The following is a 17,407-nucleotide window of genomic DNA, read 5'->3' as shown; positions in this document are numbered from 1 at the left end:
TCAGCACGTCAAAATGCAATCAGTCCCACACTGACCCCTATATCCATAGCAGTGCTTGATGCAGCTTTGGAGAGTGGTGGTGATGGCTGGCAGCAGCTCCTGCCCCTCGGTCCTTTCAAGGCCCGCGATGGTCGCCCTTTCGATGTACCTGGTGGTCACTGGCAACTGGACGGGCAGATCGCTGCAGCTCTGATTGCCCGTGCCAAAGCCCTTGGGCAAGACATCCTGATCGACTACGACCACCAGACCCTCAAGACCGACCTGAACGGTCAGCCTGCGCCCGCTGCCGGTTGGTACAACGCCGATGAAATCGAGTGGCGAGAGGGGGAGGGCCTCTTTATAAAACCCCGCTGGACCGAGCGGGCCGCCGCCCTGGTCGCTGCCAAAGAGTATCGCTTCCTCTCTGCCGTTTTCCCCTATGACGCCCAGGGGCGTCCCCTGGAACTGCGCATGACCGCCATCACCAATGATCCCGGTGTGGTGGGTATGCAGGCACTGGCGGCCCTGAGTGCGTTACCGGCTTCAAGCATTATGCCTATCCAACCCGGCCAGTTGGCCACCTCAATCAAGGAGAGATCCATGAACGAACACTTGATCGCGCTGCTCGGCAAACTCGGCATCCAGCCGGGGGCCGATGGTCAGTTTACCGCCGAGCAGGGCACCGCCGCGCTGGCGGCCCTGGATACCCTGCAGGCCAGTGCCAAGAAGGCGCCGGAGCTGGAGGCTGCGCTCGCGGCCGAACGCACCTCGCTGGCTGCACTGAAAGCGCAGCTTGGTGGCCAAGTTGACCTGGCGCAATACGTGCCGGTGGCGACCTATAACGCCCTGGTCACCCAGGTGGCGGCCCTGACTGCCCAGGTGGACACCACCGACGCCGCGACCCTCATCAAGGAGGCGCGCACCCAGGGCAAGGTGGTAGCGGCCGAGGAGGAGTACCTGACCGCCTACGCCGCCCAGAAGGGGGTGGCCGCCCTCAAGGCGCTGTTGGAGCCGCGCCCGGCCATTGCCGCGCTCACGGCGAGCCAGACCGCCGCCGTCACCCTGCCGGAGAAGAAGGGCGAGGCCGTGCTCTCGGCCGAGGACAAGTACGCCGCCGACCAGCTCGGCATCAGCCACGAGGACTTTGCCAAGGCCAAGGCCTGAGCAAGCACCTCTCGAACCACGCGAAGGCAGTTCCGTTTAATCAGAGAAGGAATAGACCATGGCCATTGTTACCCCCGCGCTGCTGCAGGCTCTCTTCACCGGCTTCAAGAAGAACTTTGAAGACGCCAAGAGCGAGGCGCCGACCCAATACCAGAAGATCGCCACCGTGATCAAATCGACCACCAAATCCAACACCTATGGCTGGCTCGGCAAGTTCCCGACCCTGCGCAAGTGGATCGGGGATCGGGTGATCGAGTCGATGAAGGCCCACAGCTACCAGATCGTCAACGAAGACTTCGAGGCGACCGTGGGGGTGGATCGCAACGATATCGAGGACGACGAGCTGGGCATTTACGCCCCGCTGTTCGCCGAGATGGGACGCTCGGCCGGGGTACATCCCGACGAGCTCTGCTTCGGTCTGCTCGGTGCCGGCTTCACCAGCCCCTGCTATGACGGCCAGTACTTCTTCGACACCGACCATCCGGTCTACCCCAAGGCCGATGGCACCGGCACCGCCGTGGTGGCCGCCAACCTGGTGGTGGATGGTGCCTATGTGGGAGAGCCCTGGTTCCTGCTCGATACCAGCCGTGCCCTCAAGCCCATCATCTTCCAGGATCGCAAGTCGCCGCAGCTCATCGCCATGACCAAGGTTGATGACGAGGCGGTGTTTACCTCCAAGCAGTTCCGCTATGGGGTGGATTGCCGGGATGCCGCCGGCTTTGGCTTCTGGCAACTGGCGTTCGCCAACAAGCGCGCTCTGACCCCCGACAACCTGTGGGATGCGATCACCAGGATGCGCGAGTTCAAGGCGGACGGTGGCCGCCAGCTCGGCATCAAGCCAACCCTGTTGGTGGTGCCGCCGTCGCTTGAGAAGCTGGCGACCCAGATGCTGGAGCGCGAGCTCTCCGAGAGCTCCAGCAACGAGCTCAAGGGCAAGCTGGAGCTGGTGGTGGCTGATTATTTGTAAACCAGAGCTGTAACCCAGAACGTGCTGTTTAACGGTGGGGTTAAACCGTCCCAGTCCGGGCGTTTAACCCCCGTTTAAACCGGTTTTCGGATTGAACGAGACAGAGGGAAACATGAGATGGCTATTCGAGTGCGCGTTATATCGAAACTTCATCAGGGCTATCACCGAGCAGGCCAGGCGATTGCACCTGGTGAGTCTGAGCTGGTTGTGTCGGATCTGCAGTGCGCGGCCCTGGAAGGGGATCCGCGTCTGGTGGTCGTCCGCTTGGCTGAGGATGTGGCACATCCCGAGTCGGCGCCGGATGCACCGCAGACGGCGGGGGATCTGGACAACGCAACACTGGACGGTGTGAGTACAGAGCCAGGCAGCCCGGCCCCCGAGGTCGCAGCCCCTGCGCCCGTGACCGCCAGTGGCAAGGGTAAGGGCAAATGAGTTACGCCAGCGTCAGCGACATGGTGACCCGCTTTGGTGAGGCGGAGCTGCTGCGCCTGGCCATGACCCCGGCCGGTGAGCTGGACAGTGCGGCCATCACCATCGCCCTGCAGGATGCCGGCGCCTTGATCGATGGCTACCTGGCGGGACGTTACCCGCTGCCTCTGGCCCATGTCCCGAGCGCCCTAGTGCCCATCTGCGCCGACATTGCCCGCCACCGCCTCTATGGCGAGCAGGCACCGGAGCAAATCGCCAAGCGCAATGAGGCGGCCCTGGCCTTCCTCAAATCGGTGGGCAAGGGGGAGCTGGCGCTGGGGCTGGCGGCTGACGGCGAACAGGTGGAAAGCCAGAACCTGGCCCAGCTGCAGTCCGATGGCCGGGTCTTTGGGCGAGGCAGCGGGGGCTTCTTATGAGCGCGCCAACGCCTGAACTCGACTACCTGGTGGCGGGGGAGCGGTTGCGCGAATTGCTGCAGCCATTGAAAGCACGGGGGCTCAAGGAGGTGTTTGTGGCCACCGACCTGGAGGCGGTGGCCAACCTGGGGCAGCACACCCCAGCCATCCATGTGATTTACCAGGGCGAGCGAGAGAGTGACACGGCCCAAAGCGGGCGGCAAAGCGTGTTCGATCAGGTTTGGTTACTGGTGTTGGTGCATCGTGCCACCCCCAAAGAAGCCAGTGCGGGCGTGTGGCTGGGGCGCATGTTGCAGGCTGTGGCAGGCAGAGCGTGTGGTGACAGCACCTTTCGGCGTGAAACCGCACCGGTCAGGCCGAGTTACAAGGGTGGGGTGGCGTATCTGCCCCTTGCCTTCAAGGCGTCAGTGAAATTCAAGGGAGAACGGTCATGAGTGAAACACTGCATCTGGAAGGGGATCTCTTTATCGAGACCTTCACCAACAATGTCTCGAACGGGGTGATCGGCCCGGTGGACGTCAACAGTCTGGAAGTCAAACCGGACAGCGAGAAGATCAGCATTCCGAGCAAACGCAAGGGCAAGTTGGGGCAGCCGCGGGAGACCTACTTCGTACCCAAGCCGGCCACGGTCACCATCAAGACCAGCGAGATCCCGCCGGTGCTGCTGGCTGCCGCCTTTATGGGGCTGGAGAGTCCCATCAACCAGGGCGCAGGGACGCTGACCGATGTGGCGCTGACCCTGCCGGCTCACCCCAAGTGGGTGAGCCTGGGTAAGACCAATCTGTCGGCCACTGGTCTGGCAGTGAAGGAGGGCACCACCCCCTTGGTGCTGGGTACCGACTTCGAGATCAACTATGCCCTGGGGCTGCTGCGGGCCACCAAGGGTGGGGCCGTGGCTGACGGTGGTCCGGTAACGGTCAGCGCCAGCTATAACGCGGTGATGGGCTCGCGCATCGCGGGCAACGTGCAACCTGAGGTGAAGGCGCGCTTGCTGCTTGATGGCCGAAGCATTATCGGTGGGGAGGCCATCAAGCTGACCATTCCCCGTGCCAGCCTGGCGCCCAAGAAGGCAGTGGATTTCCTCAGCGACAAGCCCATCGAGATCGAGCTGGAAGGGGAGCTGCTGGCCCTGGACGGTGAGACTGCGCCTTTCTATGTGGACCGACCGGAGACGGTGTGATGGAGCGAATGAAAACGGCGGGGAGATCCGCCGTTTTTTAATCGAGTGGTGCACGTTTACCGCATAACTTGGAGTTTAGCTGTGCCGACACGGGGTCAGCTTGGATTAATTGTTAGGTCTTTACTCGCCTCTGAAATTACTTTACTGAAGAACTCCATTTCACTGCATAGTGCATTCGTACGATTCAGGAATTGACTTAGTTCAAAGGCATTGCTGGGGTACTCAGACAAGCTTGAGTGGAGCCTATGAACAAAATAATTCCTTTGCTCACATATGAAGTGAAGATGTTCAGATGTAGTTAAATCAATTTTATGGGCATCAGTAAGTCGTTTGATTAGGATTCCTAGGGTGGCCTTTTCATAGGGTTTGTAGCCTGTTGCTGTAATGAAATCTTTAATGCTGGATTCGAGCTTAGCTGAAGACATTGTGAGCTTGCCTATTGATGAGACGAACTCGTTGTTTATATAGAGAGCTTGGTAAAATGAGTTTTCCATAATAGACCTAGTATTTTAATTAACGGGAGGGCATTAGCCCGTCCCGATTGAATGAGATGTCATATAGCAATTACTTCAACATTTTATGTTGAAGCTTCCCTGCTTTTGCTTGCAACCAACCCGGTGCGTCTGATGAGGAATAAAAGCAGCATGCAATATTCCCTTTGATGAAGGAGATAGATCGCCAACCACAGGACGCAAGAACTGATACGTCTGGAAATGGTTTTTCTTCAACATCAAAAACATGTCTCAAATTGAAGTAAAATAACAAATCTAAATTGGAGCGCAAGTTCGTTGGATATTTGTTTTTTAGAGCTTCAATTTCGATGGAGCAAAGTTGAAAAATTTCTTGCACTGAAGATTTTACAGGTTTGAACTCGGTGAGCAAATCCTGAGGATTTGTAACTGTTCTTGCCAGTTTTAATGCATCTTTATATTCCTTATGCCGTTTTCGTCCTTTATCGAGTATTTCTTTGATCTCGAATCTTCCTCCGAATGCTGTGACATCAGGTGGATCCTGTTCTGGAGATGCCACATCTTCAGTTCTATACGGAATGTTCATATTATCCAACAGCGTTTGAACGACCCAGCGCTCTCTTTCGCTCTTGTTTTTGTTAGAAAAGTAGCGAACGGACTCTTCTAAGGCTGCCCTGCGATCGGCTATGAACTCGGAATCACCCACTGTGTGCCCCCTTTGTTATCTCACAATCTCGAATGTTCGTGGCCTTCCTGTGACATGTCTCTGTAATTCGCCATAAACCCCCTAATCTTGCCATCTCTTTACCATGGGGCATATCTGAATCTCTCAGGAATGCCCCATGTCCACCTCTTCCACCTTAAAACTAGCCCTGGAGCTGGCGGCCAAGGTCACCGGCCGTGAGGAACTGGCAGCGCTGGCGGGGCAGGTGCAGGAGCTGGGGCCCCTCTCTGACGAGACTGCCGCCGAGACGGCGCGCCTTGCCACTACCTTGGAAAACCTGAGCCAGCAGCAGGAGCTGATCAATCAGTTCGAGGCCAGCGGCCGCGCGCTTAGCCAGCTGGAGCAGGCCACAGCGCTTTCCCGCAGTCGCCTGACCGAACTGCGCCGCGAGCAGCAAGAGGCCGCAGGTAGCGCCCGCCAGCTTACCGACCAGGAGCGGCTGCTGGCCGCCGAGGTCAAGCAGCTGGAACGCCAGCTGGTCGCGCAATCCGCCAGCCATAGTCGCCTGCACGCTGGCCTCACCCAAACCGGGGTCGATAGCCGCAACCTTGCCCAGGAGCAAGCCAGGCTGCAGCGGGAATTGCGTGAGAGCGCGGCTCAGACCGAACGACTGGGCCGCTCTTTGGCTCAGGGGGGCCAGCACTCCAACGGTTTCCAGGGCGCCATCGGCAGCCTGACCGGCCGCCTGGTAGCGCTGGCAGGTACTTGGTTCGGTATCCAGACCCTCACCACCCAACTGCTAGTCATGTTCCAGACCGGCGACCAGGCCGAGCGCCTCGATGTGCAGCTCAAGGCCGTCATGGGGTCGATTGCTGGTGGCAAAGAGGCGTCAGCCTGGATCCAGGACTTTGCCAAGAACACCCCCCTGCAGCTCAGTGAGGTCACCCAGGTATTCGTGCGCCTCAAGGCGTTCGGCATCGACCCCATGAACGGTGCCATGCAGGGCATCGTCGATCAGGCCTACAAACTGGGCGGCGGCTTTGAAGAGGTGCAGGGCATCTCGCTGGCGCTCGGTCAGGCCTGGGCCAAGCAGAAGCTGCAGGGCGAAGAGATCCTGCAGCTGATCGAGCGCGGGGTGCCGGTGTGGCAACTGCTGGAGCAGGTCACCGGCAAGAACACCGCCGAGCTGCAGAAGCTCTCAGAGGCCGGCAAACTTGGCCGCGACACTATCTCTGCCCTGATGAACGAGATTGCGGCGCAATCCTCGGGCGCTGCGGCCAACAACATGAGCTTGCTCTCCGGGCTTATCTCCAACGCCCAGGACAACTTGGCCAAATTCTACCGGATGGTGGCCGAGAACGGGGCGTTGACCTGGCTCAAGAACCAGCTGGCCAGCCTCAACCGTGAATTTGACCAGATGGCCCAGGATGGCCGCCTGCAGGCATGGGCCAAGCGCCTGTCCGATGGTTTTATCACCCTGGGGGAAACCCTCAAGTCACTGATCCAGACCCTTTATGAGTGGCGCACCGCGCTGACCGTGCTGGCCCAGGCGTGGGTTGGGCTCAAGACTGTCGGCTGGATCGGGGATCTGCGCAGTCTCTATGCCCAATTCATCGCCCTGCCCACGGCGACGGCCACGGCGGCCGGTGGCATGACCACCGCCGGTACTGTCGCCGCTGGTGCAGCCATCGGCGTCAGGGCGCTGGGCGCGGCGGTCAGGGGACTGCTGGCCGCCGTGACGGTGGAGGCCATCATCCAGATCACCCAGTTCGCCGCAGCCCTTCGCCAATTGGTGCAGGCCGAGCTGGCCCTCAGGGAGGCGCAGAGCCTGCGTTCGGAAACCCAGGCCCGTCTCAACGGCCAGTTTGCGGCGCTGTCGGCCGAGCTGGGGGTGGCCATCACCAGCATTGCGGACCTTGATCGCCTGGTGGCCGAGGGCAAGGTGCATTACGACGACGCCACCGGCAGCTGGCGACAAGGGGCGGCTGCCGTCAAAGCCTTGGGGGACGAGGCCAAACAGACCCGCGACTATCTGGCCGAAATCAATGCCGTGGCCAAACTGACTGCGGCGGATGGCCCGGCCAAGCTGGCCAAGGCATTCGATGAGCTGGGGCTGGACTTCGAGCGGGCCAATGGCCGTATCGGCGCCGGCTTTCAGAAGACGCTCGGCGCCCTGGATGTGCTGGTTCAGCATACCGGCGCCAGCAGTGCAGCCATCGAGGAGGCGTTGGCCAGTGCCTACAACAGTGCCAAGACCAAGGCGGAGATCGATGCGGTGATCGAGCGTCAGAAGCAACTGGCTGCCCAGGGCAAGATCACCGGAGATGCGCTGGCCCGCTCCATGGCCATTGCCACCGATGCCATGAGCAAGGTGAAAGGGGGGAGCGGGGAGGCCAAGAAGGCGGTGGCAGCCATTGGCGATGGCTTTGACGACGCGGCCGCGCGGGCCAAGGGGGCGACCGACGCCATGCGGGCTGGGCTCAAGGGCGTGCAGAACGAGGCCGAGCAGACCCATGCCAGCCTCTCCAGCGGCGGAGGGGGCGGCAGCGGCAACACCCGCACGGTCAATGCTGGCTCTTTCTACTACAAGAGCGTGGATATCAACAGCCTGCGCGGTAATGCCGAGGGGCTGGCCAATACCTTGGCCGGGGTGGAGGAGGAGCTGGCCCGCTACAGCCAGAAGGTCAAAGACATTCCGGCCTATAGCGAATGGAGCAAGTATTACGGCGAGAAGTTCCAGAAGGAGATGGAGGCCATGCGGGCTCAGCTCAAGGCTGAACTCAGCAAGGCTCAGGCCAAGGAAGTGGCCAGCCAGCCCCAGGTCGCGGCCCCGCCTCCCGTGCAATCCCCATCCCCCACGAGCGCATCCCCGGGGGATGGCCGTCGCCCTGCAACAGAGCGGATCACCATCGAGCTCAAAGGGGCAGGGGGCTCGGCCGAATTGCAGGCCGATGAGGCCAATGCCCACGCCTTTATCAACCTTCTTAAACAGCAGGGGCTGCGCTCATGAACGTGACGTTAAACAGTATTTCACTGCCCGATGATTTGGTCTGGCGCGACGAGTTCGACTGGGCCCCCGTCGAACAGGTGGTGACGCCGACCCTCTCCGGTGCGCTTCTGGTGGAAGAGACCACATGGCCAGAGGGACGTCCCATCACCCTGGTTGGCCACTGTGCCCGCGCCACCGTGCAGAGTCTCAAGGCGCTGGAGGCGGTGCCAAGCCAGTTGCTGACCTTGACCCTGCTGGACGGGATTGCCCGCACCGTTATCTGGCGCCGCCCCGGCGTGGTGGTCACGCCCTTGATCGAGATGGCCGACCCCGAGGCGGGTGAACCCTATGCCCTGACCCTGAATTTCACTGAGGTAAGCCCATGACCATTCTTTCTGGTGACATCAAGCTGCTGACCAGCCAGCGGATGACGGACACCCCTGATGGGGGTGGCCGCATCACCGGCAAGGAGGTGGTCAGCGGTGATCACAACTCGATTTTCCCTGATGTGTCGGATCTTGATCGCGCCTATGGGGTGGTCAACATGCGCAAGGTCTATCTGGCCACTCAGACCGATGACACCGACACCTATTTCGGCGCCAATGCCACCGTGCTGCTGCCGCCGGCCGACCCCAACGTGGGGCTGTGTCTGATGAGCACCAAGGACCACCACGACACACGGACGGCGGCCCGCGATGTGCTGGAGCGCTATCTGGCGCGTGGGCCTAAGTGGCGCGGCTTCCTCTACGACACCCAGCTGCAAGGGCAGCGGGCGATCCGCTTTTTCCAGCGCGTCGAGGTGCGCCTGCCGGAGATCGGCGAGACCCTGGTGCTGGTCGGCAATGAGGGCAAGGCCGGCGAGTTCGAGCAGTATGTGCGCGTCCTTGAGGTCAACCAGGCGCTGGCCAAGTTCCAGATCCCGGGTGTAGCTGAGTTCACCCGCAACATCGTCACCTGCGTGCTGGCCGACCCGCTGCGCTACACCTTCGAGGGGGAGCAGCCGACCCCCTACGATGTGGTGACCAACGCCAAGACGGCCCTGCGCGAGACAGTGGTGGCCGATGCGGCCAACTACTACGCATCGACCCGCCTGGCGGAAGATGTGGCGTTCGGTGCCCTGCAGGTGAAGGCCAAGACCATTTTCACCCAGCTGGTGCCGGCTGCCCGTACTGAAGTCCCGGCCGTGGATCTGACGGCCGCCGGCGAGCTGGCCAGCCTGGTCGATTCCGGCAAAGGGCTGGTGAGCTTCAATACTGCCGCCAGCATCGCCCCCAGTCGCGGCCTGTTCCTCGGCAGTGGCGCCAAGCCTGGCACGGTGACCATCACCATCGGGGCGGCGGTGATCACCGACCGGGGCGGGGAGCTGGTAGTGGCGGGCTCGGTGATCGGGTCCATCGACTATGGCCGTGGCTCGCTGGAGTTCAACGCCCAGTGCCCGAACTACGGGACCGCCAGCAAGGCGATCTCGTTCTGGCCGGCGGCGCGCCCGTCGCGCATCGCCGACACGGCCCGCATCGAGATCAAGGCCAACAACCGGGGCTATGCCTACACCATCACCCTGCAGCCGACCCCGGCGCCGGGCACCCTCACCGTGTCCTTTATGGCACAGGGGAAGTGGTACGACTTGAAGGACAACGGCCGGGGCGAGCTGCGCGGCGCGGATCTCTCCTACGGATCCGGCACCCTCAACTTTGCCAGCGGCTCGGTGCTGCTGACCCTGGGCGCCCTGCCGGATGTGGACACCTCGATCATGTTCAGCTGGGCCACCCCGGTGAACTACACCAACCGCAGCGGGCAGGCGATCAGCATCAGTAAGAGCGCCTGGCAGCTGCCGCACACCGGGGTCACGCCAAAGAGCCTGGTGCTGACCTGGGGCGCCGGCAAGACCGCCAACGACTCGGTGGGGGATGGCAAGATCCGGGGCGACATTACCGGCACCATCAACTATGCCGAGGGCATCATCGATCTGGAGCACATCACCCTGCCGGCCCTCGGCCAGGAGTATGCGGCTCAGTACCAGTACGGTGAGCCGGTGACCGAGCGCCACGTTGAACCGGGCCGCCTGAGCACCCCGGGGCAGGTGGGGCACCTCTCCATCACCCTGGACGGCTCTGGCGGTGGGGCGCACAACCTCACCCCGGGCTCGGTGCGGGTCAAGTTCAATGCCCTCTACCACAAGTTCGACGTGGACGACCAAGAGCTGGTGATCGCCACTCGCGACCCCATCATCACCCTGCGCGATGACGGCCAGGGCAAGCTGATCGATGCCAGCGGGGTGGTGCTGGGCGCCATCGACTACACCGCCGGCACCCTGCATTTCATGCCGGACGGCAGCGCCCCGCTGCCCAAGCCGACCTATGCCTGGGTGACCGTGGGCACTCGCTGGGAGGGCAACAGCCAGATCGCGGTGCAGCGCTGGACCATGACCGGGATCCAGTACCACAACACGGCGTACACCTTCCCTGACGGTGAGCAGGGCTGGGTGGAGGTGACCTACCGCAACAACAACAGCGCACAGGCGCAGAATGCCACCCTGACCGCGCAGGTGCTGCGCATCGACGTGACCCCGGGCTTTGCCGAGGCGATCCTGGAGGGATCGCTGCGCTTCACCCTGGGCGGCTCGACCTACGTTGACCGGCAGGGGTTGCTGTACCGCAACCCTGACCCGGAGACGGGGGCAGGCATTCAGGCGGGCACCATCGACTATTCCAACGGGTTGGCGGTGCTGGCTGACTGGGCCGCCGGTCAGGTCGCCCAGCCGGCGCTGCAGTCGCTGGCCACCTCGTTCAGTGCCCAGTCGGTGGATGCGGTGACGTTCCGCACCCCGGGCGCCCCGCTGGCACCGGGCAGCCTCTACATCAGCGCCAACACCGCCAGCGGCCGCCGCATCGAGGCCACGGCAGACGGGGACGGCTATTTCACCACGGCTGACATGGATGGCCGGGTCAACTACCAGACCGGGATCGTGGTGGTGCGCTTTGGCCGCAAGGTCACGGCCGCCGGCAACGAAACCCAGCCCTGGTATGACCCCGCCCAAGTCGGCGAGGACGGCAAGATCTGGAAGCCGGTCAGCGTGGTGGCTGACACCATCCGGTTCAACTGCGTGGTGTTCAGCTATCTGCCGCTCGATGCCGACATCATCGGCCTGGATCCGGTGCGCCTGCCGTCCGATGGCCGGGTGCCGTTCCTGCGCAAGGGCAACACCGTGGTGGTGCACAGCACCCAGCGCGCAGCGTTCCCGCTCGGAGTGTCGGCCGGCCAGCAGCTCAACACCGGCCGCACCCGGCTGGCCTACGCCCATGTGGAGGACAAGAACGGCAAGCGACTGGCTGACGCGCTCTACAGCGCCGACCTGGACAGCGGGGTGGTCACCCTGGCCACCCCGCTGAACCTGACCGGCTACGTGGAGCCGCTGACCGTGGTACACCGCATCGAGGATATGAGCCTGGTCAGCGATGTGGAGATATCCGGCCGGCTGCAGCTGACCCGTCCGCTGTCACACGCCTACTCGGCCAGTGACACCTACGTGTCGAGCGCGCTGATCATGGGCAACCTGTGGGCCCGCTATACCAGCCTGTTCGATCAGAAAACCTGGACCAACAAGTGGCAGGACTATGTGGACGGTGACCAGTCAACGGCCCAGTACAACGACACCGACTATCCGCTGCTGCTGACCAACCGGGCCACCATCGAGGAGCGCTGGGCGATCATCTTCCAGTCCAGCACCACCTTTGTGCTGGTCGGGGAGCATGTGGGCCAGATCGCGCTGGGGGATGTGAATACCGACTTTGCCCCCACCAACCCGAACAACGGCCAGCCCTATTTTCGGCTGGACAAGCGCGGGTGGGGGGCAGGCTGGGCAAATGGCAACGTGCTGCGTTTCAACACCCAATCGGCCAACTTCCCGATCTGGGCGATCCGCACCGTGCTGCAGTCGGTGGCGGCCAGCCAGAGCGACAAGTTTGAGCTGCAGCTGCGCGGCAACGTCAACCGCTAACCGGTGGGGCACTCTTTGTTACCGAGAGTGCCCCACCCCTTATTTTGTCGTGGGGCACCGAGCCCCACTGATGGAGATAAACACGATGGCTTATCCGGTGAAGTGGTATTCGAGCAATATGCAGGGGGCCGGCAACCTTGGCGACACTACCGAGGGCGCGCTGACATCCCTGCTCAAATCAATTCTGGTAACCGGTTTCGGTACGCTGGCCATCAATGCCCTGTCGTTCGATACCGCCAAGGGCTGGGCGGTGGCGACCATCACCGGTGGCCATGCCTATCTGCAGGACTCGGTGGTGCAGGTCGATGGCGTGAGCCCGGCCGCTTACAACGGCGAGCACCGGGTCATGCTGGTGACTGCTACTCAGGTCTGGTTCGAGCTGGATGGGGGCAACCCTGGGTCGGCGGGGTCGGGTGCCTCAATGACCATGAAGGTGGCCCCGCTGGGGTGGTCGCTGACCCATGAGAGCGGTGACGGCAAGGTAGCCATCTATCGGCCGGCAAATATCAGCGAGTCGGGTAACGTCTCGCTGCGTATCGACAACTCAGCATTTTCAGGATGGTCAGGCCCGACTTACATGGGCTACCTTGCCAAGATCCAGATGGTCGAAGATGTGACCGATATCAATACCTTCACACTGATCAATGATGCCCGTTGGCCAGCAACGGCCCGCTATAGCGATAAGCGGTGGGATCTTATTGGCGACAGCCAGCTGTTCTATTTTTTGCCTACGTATGGCCTTGCCAATTATCAAGCCCTGTTCGCCTTTGGCTATATCAAATCTTTGCGCCCAGGCGACCGATATCACGCGATCTCATTGCACTACGGATCTATGGCTGCTGATGACGGTAACCGCCGCTGGAACATGGGCGCTGGTGCCAGTTTTACCAGTTATTACAATAACGCATTGACCTTTGACGACACCAACTATCGTGTTTTGGCTCGGCCATATAGCCAGTTATTTGGCACTGTAGGATGGTGGCTGAAAGGGATATTCCCTCGTTTTGGTACTGGCATGTCTGCCCCCAATGGTCCTGATAACGGGTTCTATATGTCGGTTGACCCGATCATGATATTGGAATCGGGTAACCACTTGCGGGGATATCTCCCAGGCCTTGTTTGCCCGTTTAGTAGTAATGGGCCCTGGAGTAGGAAAAATTTCGGCAACCTGCCAGCCCTACCCAATAAGGTGGTGCGTTTTATGTTTGCCGCATTTAATGAGCAAACGTCATACGGCCCTACCATGATGGGGTTCGATATCACTGGCCCTTGGAGGTAACCATGGCAACCCTGGCCGATACCATCAAGAGCACAGGCGGCCTGCTGGCCTATTGGCCGCTCACTGACAATACCGACCAGAGCGGTAATGGCCGGCATCTGACCACAATGGGGGCACCAACCTTTGGGGCTGCCCCAATGAGCACGGATGGGCACCCATCCGTACTGACACCTGACAGCGGTTCAACGCTGCGTATCGCCCAATCTACCTTGCCAAAGATCAGGGCCGTTGAGGGTTTTTTTAGACTAAACGGTGGCAAGAGTGCCGATTACAGTACCGTGTTTGGTCTCAATCAGCCGGCGACAGGATTCAATAGTCGCTTCATCCTGCTGTATGGCGGCTCGGTAGGTGTCTGTTCTTATCAGGCCATCAGCCCTTTGGGGGGAATACCTTCTACAAGTCGCTGACCAAGACCTGGGATGAGCTGTCGTATTCAGCACATCACTTCGTTGTGCAATTGAACGATGCCGGCACAACCACCGAGGTGTTTATCGACGGGGTAAAAGACCCGGCCATGTCGGTGCCGATGGATGTGTTCTTGCAGATAGCCGGGAGCTACTTGACGGTGGGGGCCTTTTACTACAACGGCGCGGTGGGGGGTGGCGCAGGGAATGGTCAGTTGAGTGACATGGCCATTTATGACCGCCCACTGACCCAGACCGAGATCACTGGTCGCCAGCAATACAAAATGCCGGAGCCAGTATTACGTCTTTTTTCAAACACGATCCGCGTAGCTAACCAAGAGCCCCGTAGCCAATTCATCCCGCAGGATGTTGTTTGGCGCGGTACTCCAACGATGTATGCCGGCCCCCTGCCAACCTTAAAACTGTCAGCCTTGGTCATGACAAAGGGGCGGGATCTCTGCTGGATCCGTGACGGTGTACAAAACGTAGCGCAGGGCTATATCCGCAGCACGGTGACCATCAACGGGGTGGGGGGCGCCGGCGCGTGCTCTGCTTTACCCAGGACGGCGATCTGGTCGGCGAGACCTACAGCCGGGCATCTGATGGGGTATATCAGTTTGACCTGCTGTGGTTGAACCGGCGTTATATGGTGGTGGCTCAGGATGACCCAGCCTATGGCCCTGCTGATTACAACGCGGTGGCCGCAGACTACCAAGCGCCAGCCCCATACCCTGCTGATGGTAGCGTGGTCCCGACTTTGTTACGTCAATAACCCAAGGAGCACCGCATGCTCAAGTTCAGTGACACGGTGCGCACCGCCCGCGCCCAGGTGCTGGCCACGGCCATCGACACCGGCAGCGCCGGGCCCGCCACCTTGAAGATCTACACCGGTGGCCGGCCTGCCCCCGGGGCCGCCATCACCAGCCAGCAGCTGCTGGTCACGCTCCAGTTCCAGAACCCCTGCGCGCAGTCGGTGACGGTTGGGGTGCTGACCCTCAAGCCGCTGGTCGAGCAGATGGCCACCAGTAACGGCTCCCCCGCGTGGGGGCGTATTTTTAACCGAGACGGCGCCTTTGTGGCAGATCTCGATGTGGGGCCGTCGGCCAGTGGGGCTGATCTGGAGATCCCCACCGACGAGCTGTTTGCCGGCGCCCTGGTGCGCATCAATACCGCTACCATCACCGAACCCTAACCGGAGCCACCTATGGCCAGAAAGGACGCCTCCCTTGAGCTGCGCAAGGCCCGCCAGAGCAATGGCAACCTGGAGCTCAACCAGGCCATGGTGGTGCGCTATGTGGCGGTGCTGCAGGGCACCAGCCTGCCGCCAGTGCTGGCCTGTTCGCCCGGGTTGGTACTGCCTGCGGTGGTGGCCGGCCAAGTCGCAGCCCCCGCGCTGGCAGTCGATGCAGGGCTGATCTACCCCGCTGCACTGACCAGCCAAGCCCCGGCCGTCGCCGCCGAGTTCGACGGCACTATCGTGATCTCCTGCAGCATGGCGGTGACCACCGAGGCGGTGACTCACCGCATCGAGGCCGGCTATGACGTAAACGTGTTCAGGGGGCCAAGCCATGCCGTTGCCAGCGACTGGGAACCGTCCGGCACAGTCAGCAGCGGAGTAACCAGCGACTGGCAGCGCCCTGATACGGTGCAGGCTACCCCGGCAGCAGACTGGCAAGAGTCTGCGCCGGTGCCGGCCAGCGTGGTGCAGGTGAGCGAAGTCATGCCCAAGCGCTATGAGCTGGCCCGTGGGATCTATGAGGAAGGGGTGCCGACCAGCACGGCCCACGGCCAGCCGTTCGACAACCTGCCGCCAGGGCATGCTGCCATCAGGACGCTGTGGGTCGAGGCTGCACCGGTAGATCGCTGGCAGGTGAGCGGCTACCGCAACCCTCCCCGCTTTGACAAGGTTTGGCAGGCTGACCTGTGGCAGGAGGGGGTCAAGCTCGGCAAAGCTACCGCCGGCCAGCAGTGGGGGCACGGTACGCCCAAGCACTGGCGCTGGCAGGAGCGCTGGGAGGAGGCCAAGCAGCCAGACCGAGGCCTCAGCCCGGATCCTAAGCCGCCGATCATCCCAGAGCGCCCCGACAAGCGCACCAAGGTGCTGGCGTTCGGCCGCAAGCGCGGCGACGCCTCGCTGGAGTTTGTCTGGTATGGGCAAGATGCCCGCATCGTTATCCTGACCCGGAGGGTTTATCTGGTGAGTAACACAGCAAGCATTGTGCGGGTACGGGATGGGCTCGACATCCCGGCCACCACTGTGAGTATCGAGCTCGATACCGACTCCTGGGCATGGCAGTTCAGTGCCCAGATCCCGCGCATCGCAGCGGCGGCCCTGACCGATGAGGAAGAGGTGAGCATCCACATCAACGGCCAGCAGTGGGAGTGCGTGTGCGATGGCTGGCAGTCGAGTCAGAGTTTTGCCCGCGAGTCGGCCACCCTGACCGGTCGCTCGCGCACCGCCTACCTGTCGCCGACCCATGTCTTGTCGCAAGCGGTGAGCGAGAGCTCGGCGGCCACCATGGCCCAACTGGCAGCGACTGTGCTGCCGTTTGGCTGGACACTGGACTGGCAGGCGACGGATTGGCTGGTACCGGCCGGATTTTTCAGCCTGGATAACCAGACCCCGATCGAGGTGGTCAAGTACCTGGCCGAGGCGGCTGGCGGCTTTGTGCTGCCACACCAGCGCAATCAGCACCTGGTCATCAAGCCGCGCTATCCGACCGTGCCCTGGCAGCTTGAGAGCGCTCTGGCCGATGTGGCTATCCCCCGCGCCATCATCACCACCCTGGGCAGTGACTTCCAGCCAGGTCATGCCGCCAACGGGATTTGGGTCAGTGGTGGCCATCAGGGGATCAGTGCACGGGTAGTACGCCAAGGTAGCGCAGGTGAACAGCAGGCACAGAGCATCACCCATCCGCTGGTGTGTGATGTGGCGGCAGCCCGTGCCCAGGGTGTAGTGGGGCTGGCCAAGAGCATGCCGAGGCGTACCCAAACCATCGCCCTGCCGCTCTCAAGCGATACGGGCCTTATCCTGCCCGGGGCACTGCTCGCCGTGGATAGTTGGAAGGGCTATAACAGGGGCGTCAGGGTCTCTGCTGAGCTGCAGAACAAGGCCATGACGGTACGCCAGACTCTCAGCGTGGAGCGATTTGTATGAACCTGTTTAAGCGATTCCTTGAGCTAGTCCCCGGTGCCGATCCACTGTTGGTTGGCACCGTGACCTCTGTGGGCTCTACCACAACCACCCTGGATACATTGGCGGGTGGGACAGTTACAGTACGGGGCACAGGGGTAGCCGTCGGCAAGAAGGCGTTTTACAGGGGAGGGGAACTGGCAGGGGAGGCGCCGGATTTACCGACCTATGAGATAGAGGTTTAATGCCGGTTTAACGGCCTTATCAAACTCAGCGATTCCTGAGCCATCAAGTTTGATAAACTGCCGAGCTGGTAGCTTTTCATTTTCACCGCCA

16 protein-coding genes are annotated in these 17,407 nt (G+C 61.5%); 15 read left to right on the top strand and 1 reads right to left on the bottom strand.

The window, feature by feature from the left end:
• Nucleotides 1-66: 66 nt before the first annotated feature.
• From E5E96_RS20675 to E5E96_RS20650, 6 genes are all read left to right on the top strand, one after another.
• Nucleotides 67-1,143 (top strand): phage protease, encoded by a 1,077-nt coding sequence (locus E5E96_RS20675; RefSeq protein ID WP_253264675.1) that lies wholly within the window; start codon nucleotides 67-69, stop codon nucleotides 1,141-1,143.
• A 58-nt stretch (nucleotides 1,144-1,201) separates the two neighbouring features.
• The gene (locus E5E96_RS20670) at nucleotides 1,202-2,110 is read left to right on the top strand and encodes a Mu-like prophage major head subunit gpT family protein (RefSeq protein WP_171283019.1); all 909 of its coding nucleotides are present in this window, start codon (nucleotides 1,202-1,204) and stop codon (nucleotides 2,108-2,110) included.
• A 117-nt stretch (nucleotides 2,111-2,227) separates the two neighbouring features.
• Nucleotides 2,228-2,542 carry an HI1506-related protein gene (locus E5E96_RS20665; RefSeq protein ID WP_253264674.1) on the top strand — a complete coding sequence of 105 codons (315 nt, stop codon included), beginning with the start codon at nucleotides 2,228-2,230 and terminating at the stop codon, nucleotides 2,540-2,542.
• Nucleotides 2,539-2,955 carry a gp436 family protein gene (locus E5E96_RS20660; RefSeq protein ID WP_171283018.1) on the top strand — a complete coding sequence of 139 codons (417 nt, stop codon included), beginning with the start codon at nucleotides 2,539-2,541 and terminating at the stop codon, nucleotides 2,953-2,955. Before E5E96_RS20665 ends, E5E96_RS20660 begins: the two co-directional genes overlap by 4 nt.
• Nucleotides 2,952-3,389, top strand: coding sequence for a hypothetical protein (locus E5E96_RS20655; RefSeq protein WP_171283017.1), 438 nt, complete (start codon nucleotides 2,952-2,954; stop codon nucleotides 3,387-3,389). Before E5E96_RS20660 ends, E5E96_RS20655 begins: the two co-directional genes overlap by 4 nt.
• Nucleotides 3,386-4,135, top strand: a complete 750-nt coding sequence (locus E5E96_RS20650; RefSeq protein WP_171283016.1) for a hypothetical protein — start codon at nucleotides 3,386-3,388, stop codon at nucleotides 4,133-4,135. The genes E5E96_RS20655 and E5E96_RS20650 overlap by 4 nt, the downstream gene beginning before the upstream one ends.
• A gap of 564 nt (nucleotides 4,136-4,699) precedes the next feature.
• Here E5E96_RS20650 and E5E96_RS20645 read toward each other — a convergent pair.
• Nucleotides 4,700-5,311, bottom strand: a complete 612-nt coding sequence (locus E5E96_RS20645; protein ID WP_171283015.1) for a DUF1780 domain-containing protein — start codon at nucleotides 5,309-5,311, stop codon at nucleotides 4,700-4,702.
• Nucleotides 5,312-5,447: 136 nt separating this feature from the next.
• Between E5E96_RS20645 and E5E96_RS20640 the strand changes: the two genes are divergently transcribed.
• The 9 genes from E5E96_RS20640 to E5E96_RS22875 all read left to right on the top strand — a co-directional run bounded on the left by E5E96_RS20640 (nucleotide 5,448) and on the right by E5E96_RS22875 (nucleotide 17,316).
• Nucleotides 5,448-8,279: a tape measure protein gene (locus tag E5E96_RS20640; protein ID WP_171283014.1), complete on the top strand. Its 2,832-nt coding sequence runs from the start codon at nucleotides 5,448-5,450 to the stop codon at nucleotides 8,277-8,279.
• The gene (locus tag E5E96_RS20635; RefSeq protein WP_171283013.1) at nucleotides 8,276-8,644 is read left to right on the top strand and encodes a hypothetical protein; all 369 of its coding nucleotides are present in this window, start codon (nucleotides 8,276-8,278) and stop codon (nucleotides 8,642-8,644) included. The genes E5E96_RS20640 and E5E96_RS20635 overlap by 4 nt, the downstream gene beginning before the upstream one ends.
• Nucleotides 8,641-12,255, top strand: coding sequence for a curculin (mannose-binding) lectin protein (locus tag E5E96_RS20630; protein ID WP_171283012.1), 3,615 nt, complete (start codon nucleotides 8,641-8,643; stop codon nucleotides 12,253-12,255). Before E5E96_RS20635 ends, E5E96_RS20630 begins: the two co-directional genes overlap by 4 nt.
• Before the next feature lie 85 nt (nucleotides 12,256-12,340).
• Nucleotides 12,341-13,534: a hypothetical protein gene (locus tag E5E96_RS20625; RefSeq protein WP_171283011.1), complete on the top strand. Its 1,194-nt coding sequence runs from the start codon at nucleotides 12,341-12,343 to the stop codon at nucleotides 13,532-13,534.
• Nucleotides 13,535-13,536: 2 nt separating this feature from the next.
• Nucleotides 13,537-13,941 (top strand): hypothetical protein, encoded by a 405-nt coding sequence (locus E5E96_RS22650; protein WP_253264673.1) that lies wholly within the window; start codon nucleotides 13,537-13,539, stop codon nucleotides 13,939-13,941.
• A 44-nt stretch (nucleotides 13,942-13,985) separates the two neighbouring features.
• Complete coding sequence (locus E5E96_RS20620) at nucleotides 13,986-14,573, top strand: hypothetical protein (RefSeq protein ID WP_253264672.1); 588 nt, start codon at nucleotides 13,986-13,988, stop codon at nucleotides 14,571-14,573.
• A gap of 152 nt (nucleotides 14,574-14,725) precedes the next feature.
• Nucleotides 14,726-15,130: a hypothetical protein gene (locus E5E96_RS20615; RefSeq protein ID WP_171283010.1), complete on the top strand. Its 405-nt coding sequence runs from the start codon at nucleotides 14,726-14,728 to the stop codon at nucleotides 15,128-15,130.
• A gap of 12 nt (nucleotides 15,131-15,142) precedes the next feature.
• On the top strand, nucleotides 15,143-17,095 hold the full coding sequence (locus E5E96_RS20610; protein ID WP_171283009.1) for a hypothetical protein: 1,953 nt from the start codon (nucleotides 15,143-15,145) through the stop codon (nucleotides 17,093-17,095).
• Nucleotides 17,092-17,316, top strand: a complete 225-nt coding sequence (locus E5E96_RS22875) for a hypothetical protein (protein ID WP_367396505.1) — start codon at nucleotides 17,092-17,094, stop codon at nucleotides 17,314-17,316. The genes E5E96_RS20610 and E5E96_RS22875 overlap by 4 nt, the downstream gene beginning before the upstream one ends.
• Nucleotides 17,317-17,407 lie beyond the last annotated feature (91 nt).

Origin of the sequence: Aeromonas sp. 1805 (assembly GCF_013085525.1) — a bacterium.
GTDB classification, from domain to species: Bacteria; Pseudomonadota; Gammaproteobacteria; order Enterobacterales; family Aeromonadaceae; genus Aeromonas; species Aeromonas hydrophila.
The sequence above is the reverse complement of the archived record's forward strand: the minus strand, read 5'-3'. Positions and strand labels throughout refer to the sequence as shown.

Bases quoted from the DNA above. Each gene is read 5' to 3' on its own strand.
- E5E96_RS20670 (WP_171283019.1), top strand. From the start codon at position 1,202: ATGGCCATTGTTACCCCCGCGCTGCTGCAGGCTCTCTTCACCGGCTTC.
- E5E96_RS20665 (WP_253264674.1), top strand. From the start codon at position 2,228: ATGGCTATTCGAGTGCGCGTTATATCGAAACTTCATCAGGGCTATCAC.
- E5E96_RS20660 (WP_171283018.1), top strand. From the start codon at position 2,539: ATGAGTTACGCCAGCGTCAGCGACATGGTGACCCGCTTTGGTGAGGCG.
- E5E96_RS20655 (WP_171283017.1), top strand. From the start codon at position 2,952: ATGAGCGCGCCAACGCCTGAACTCGACTACCTGGTGGCGGGGGAGCGG.
- E5E96_RS20650 (WP_171283016.1), top strand. From the start codon at position 3,386: ATGAGTGAAACACTGCATCTGGAAGGGGATCTCTTTATCGAGACCTTC.
- E5E96_RS20640 (WP_171283014.1), top strand. From the start codon at position 5,448: ATGTCCACCTCTTCCACCTTAAAACTAGCCCTGGAGCTGGCGGCCAAG.
- E5E96_RS20635 (WP_171283013.1), top strand. From the start codon at position 8,276: ATGAACGTGACGTTAAACAGTATTTCACTGCCCGATGATTTGGTCTGG.
- E5E96_RS20630 (WP_171283012.1), top strand. From the start codon at position 8,641: ATGACCATTCTTTCTGGTGACATCAAGCTGCTGACCAGCCAGCGGATG.
- E5E96_RS20625 (WP_171283011.1), top strand. From the start codon at position 12,341: ATGGCTTATCCGGTGAAGTGGTATTCGAGCAATATGCAGGGGGCCGGC.
- E5E96_RS22650 (WP_253264673.1), top strand. From the start codon at position 13,537: ATGGCAACCCTGGCCGATACCATCAAGAGCACAGGCGGCCTGCTGGCC.
- E5E96_RS20615 (WP_171283010.1), top strand. From the start codon at position 14,726: ATGCTCAAGTTCAGTGACACGGTGCGCACCGCCCGCGCCCAGGTGCTG.
- E5E96_RS20610 (WP_171283009.1), top strand. From the start codon at position 15,143: ATGGCCAGAAAGGACGCCTCCCTTGAGCTGCGCAAGGCCCGCCAGAGC.
- E5E96_RS22875 (WP_367396505.1), top strand. From the start codon at position 17,092: ATGAACCTGTTTAAGCGATTCCTTGAGCTAGTCCCCGGTGCCGATCCA.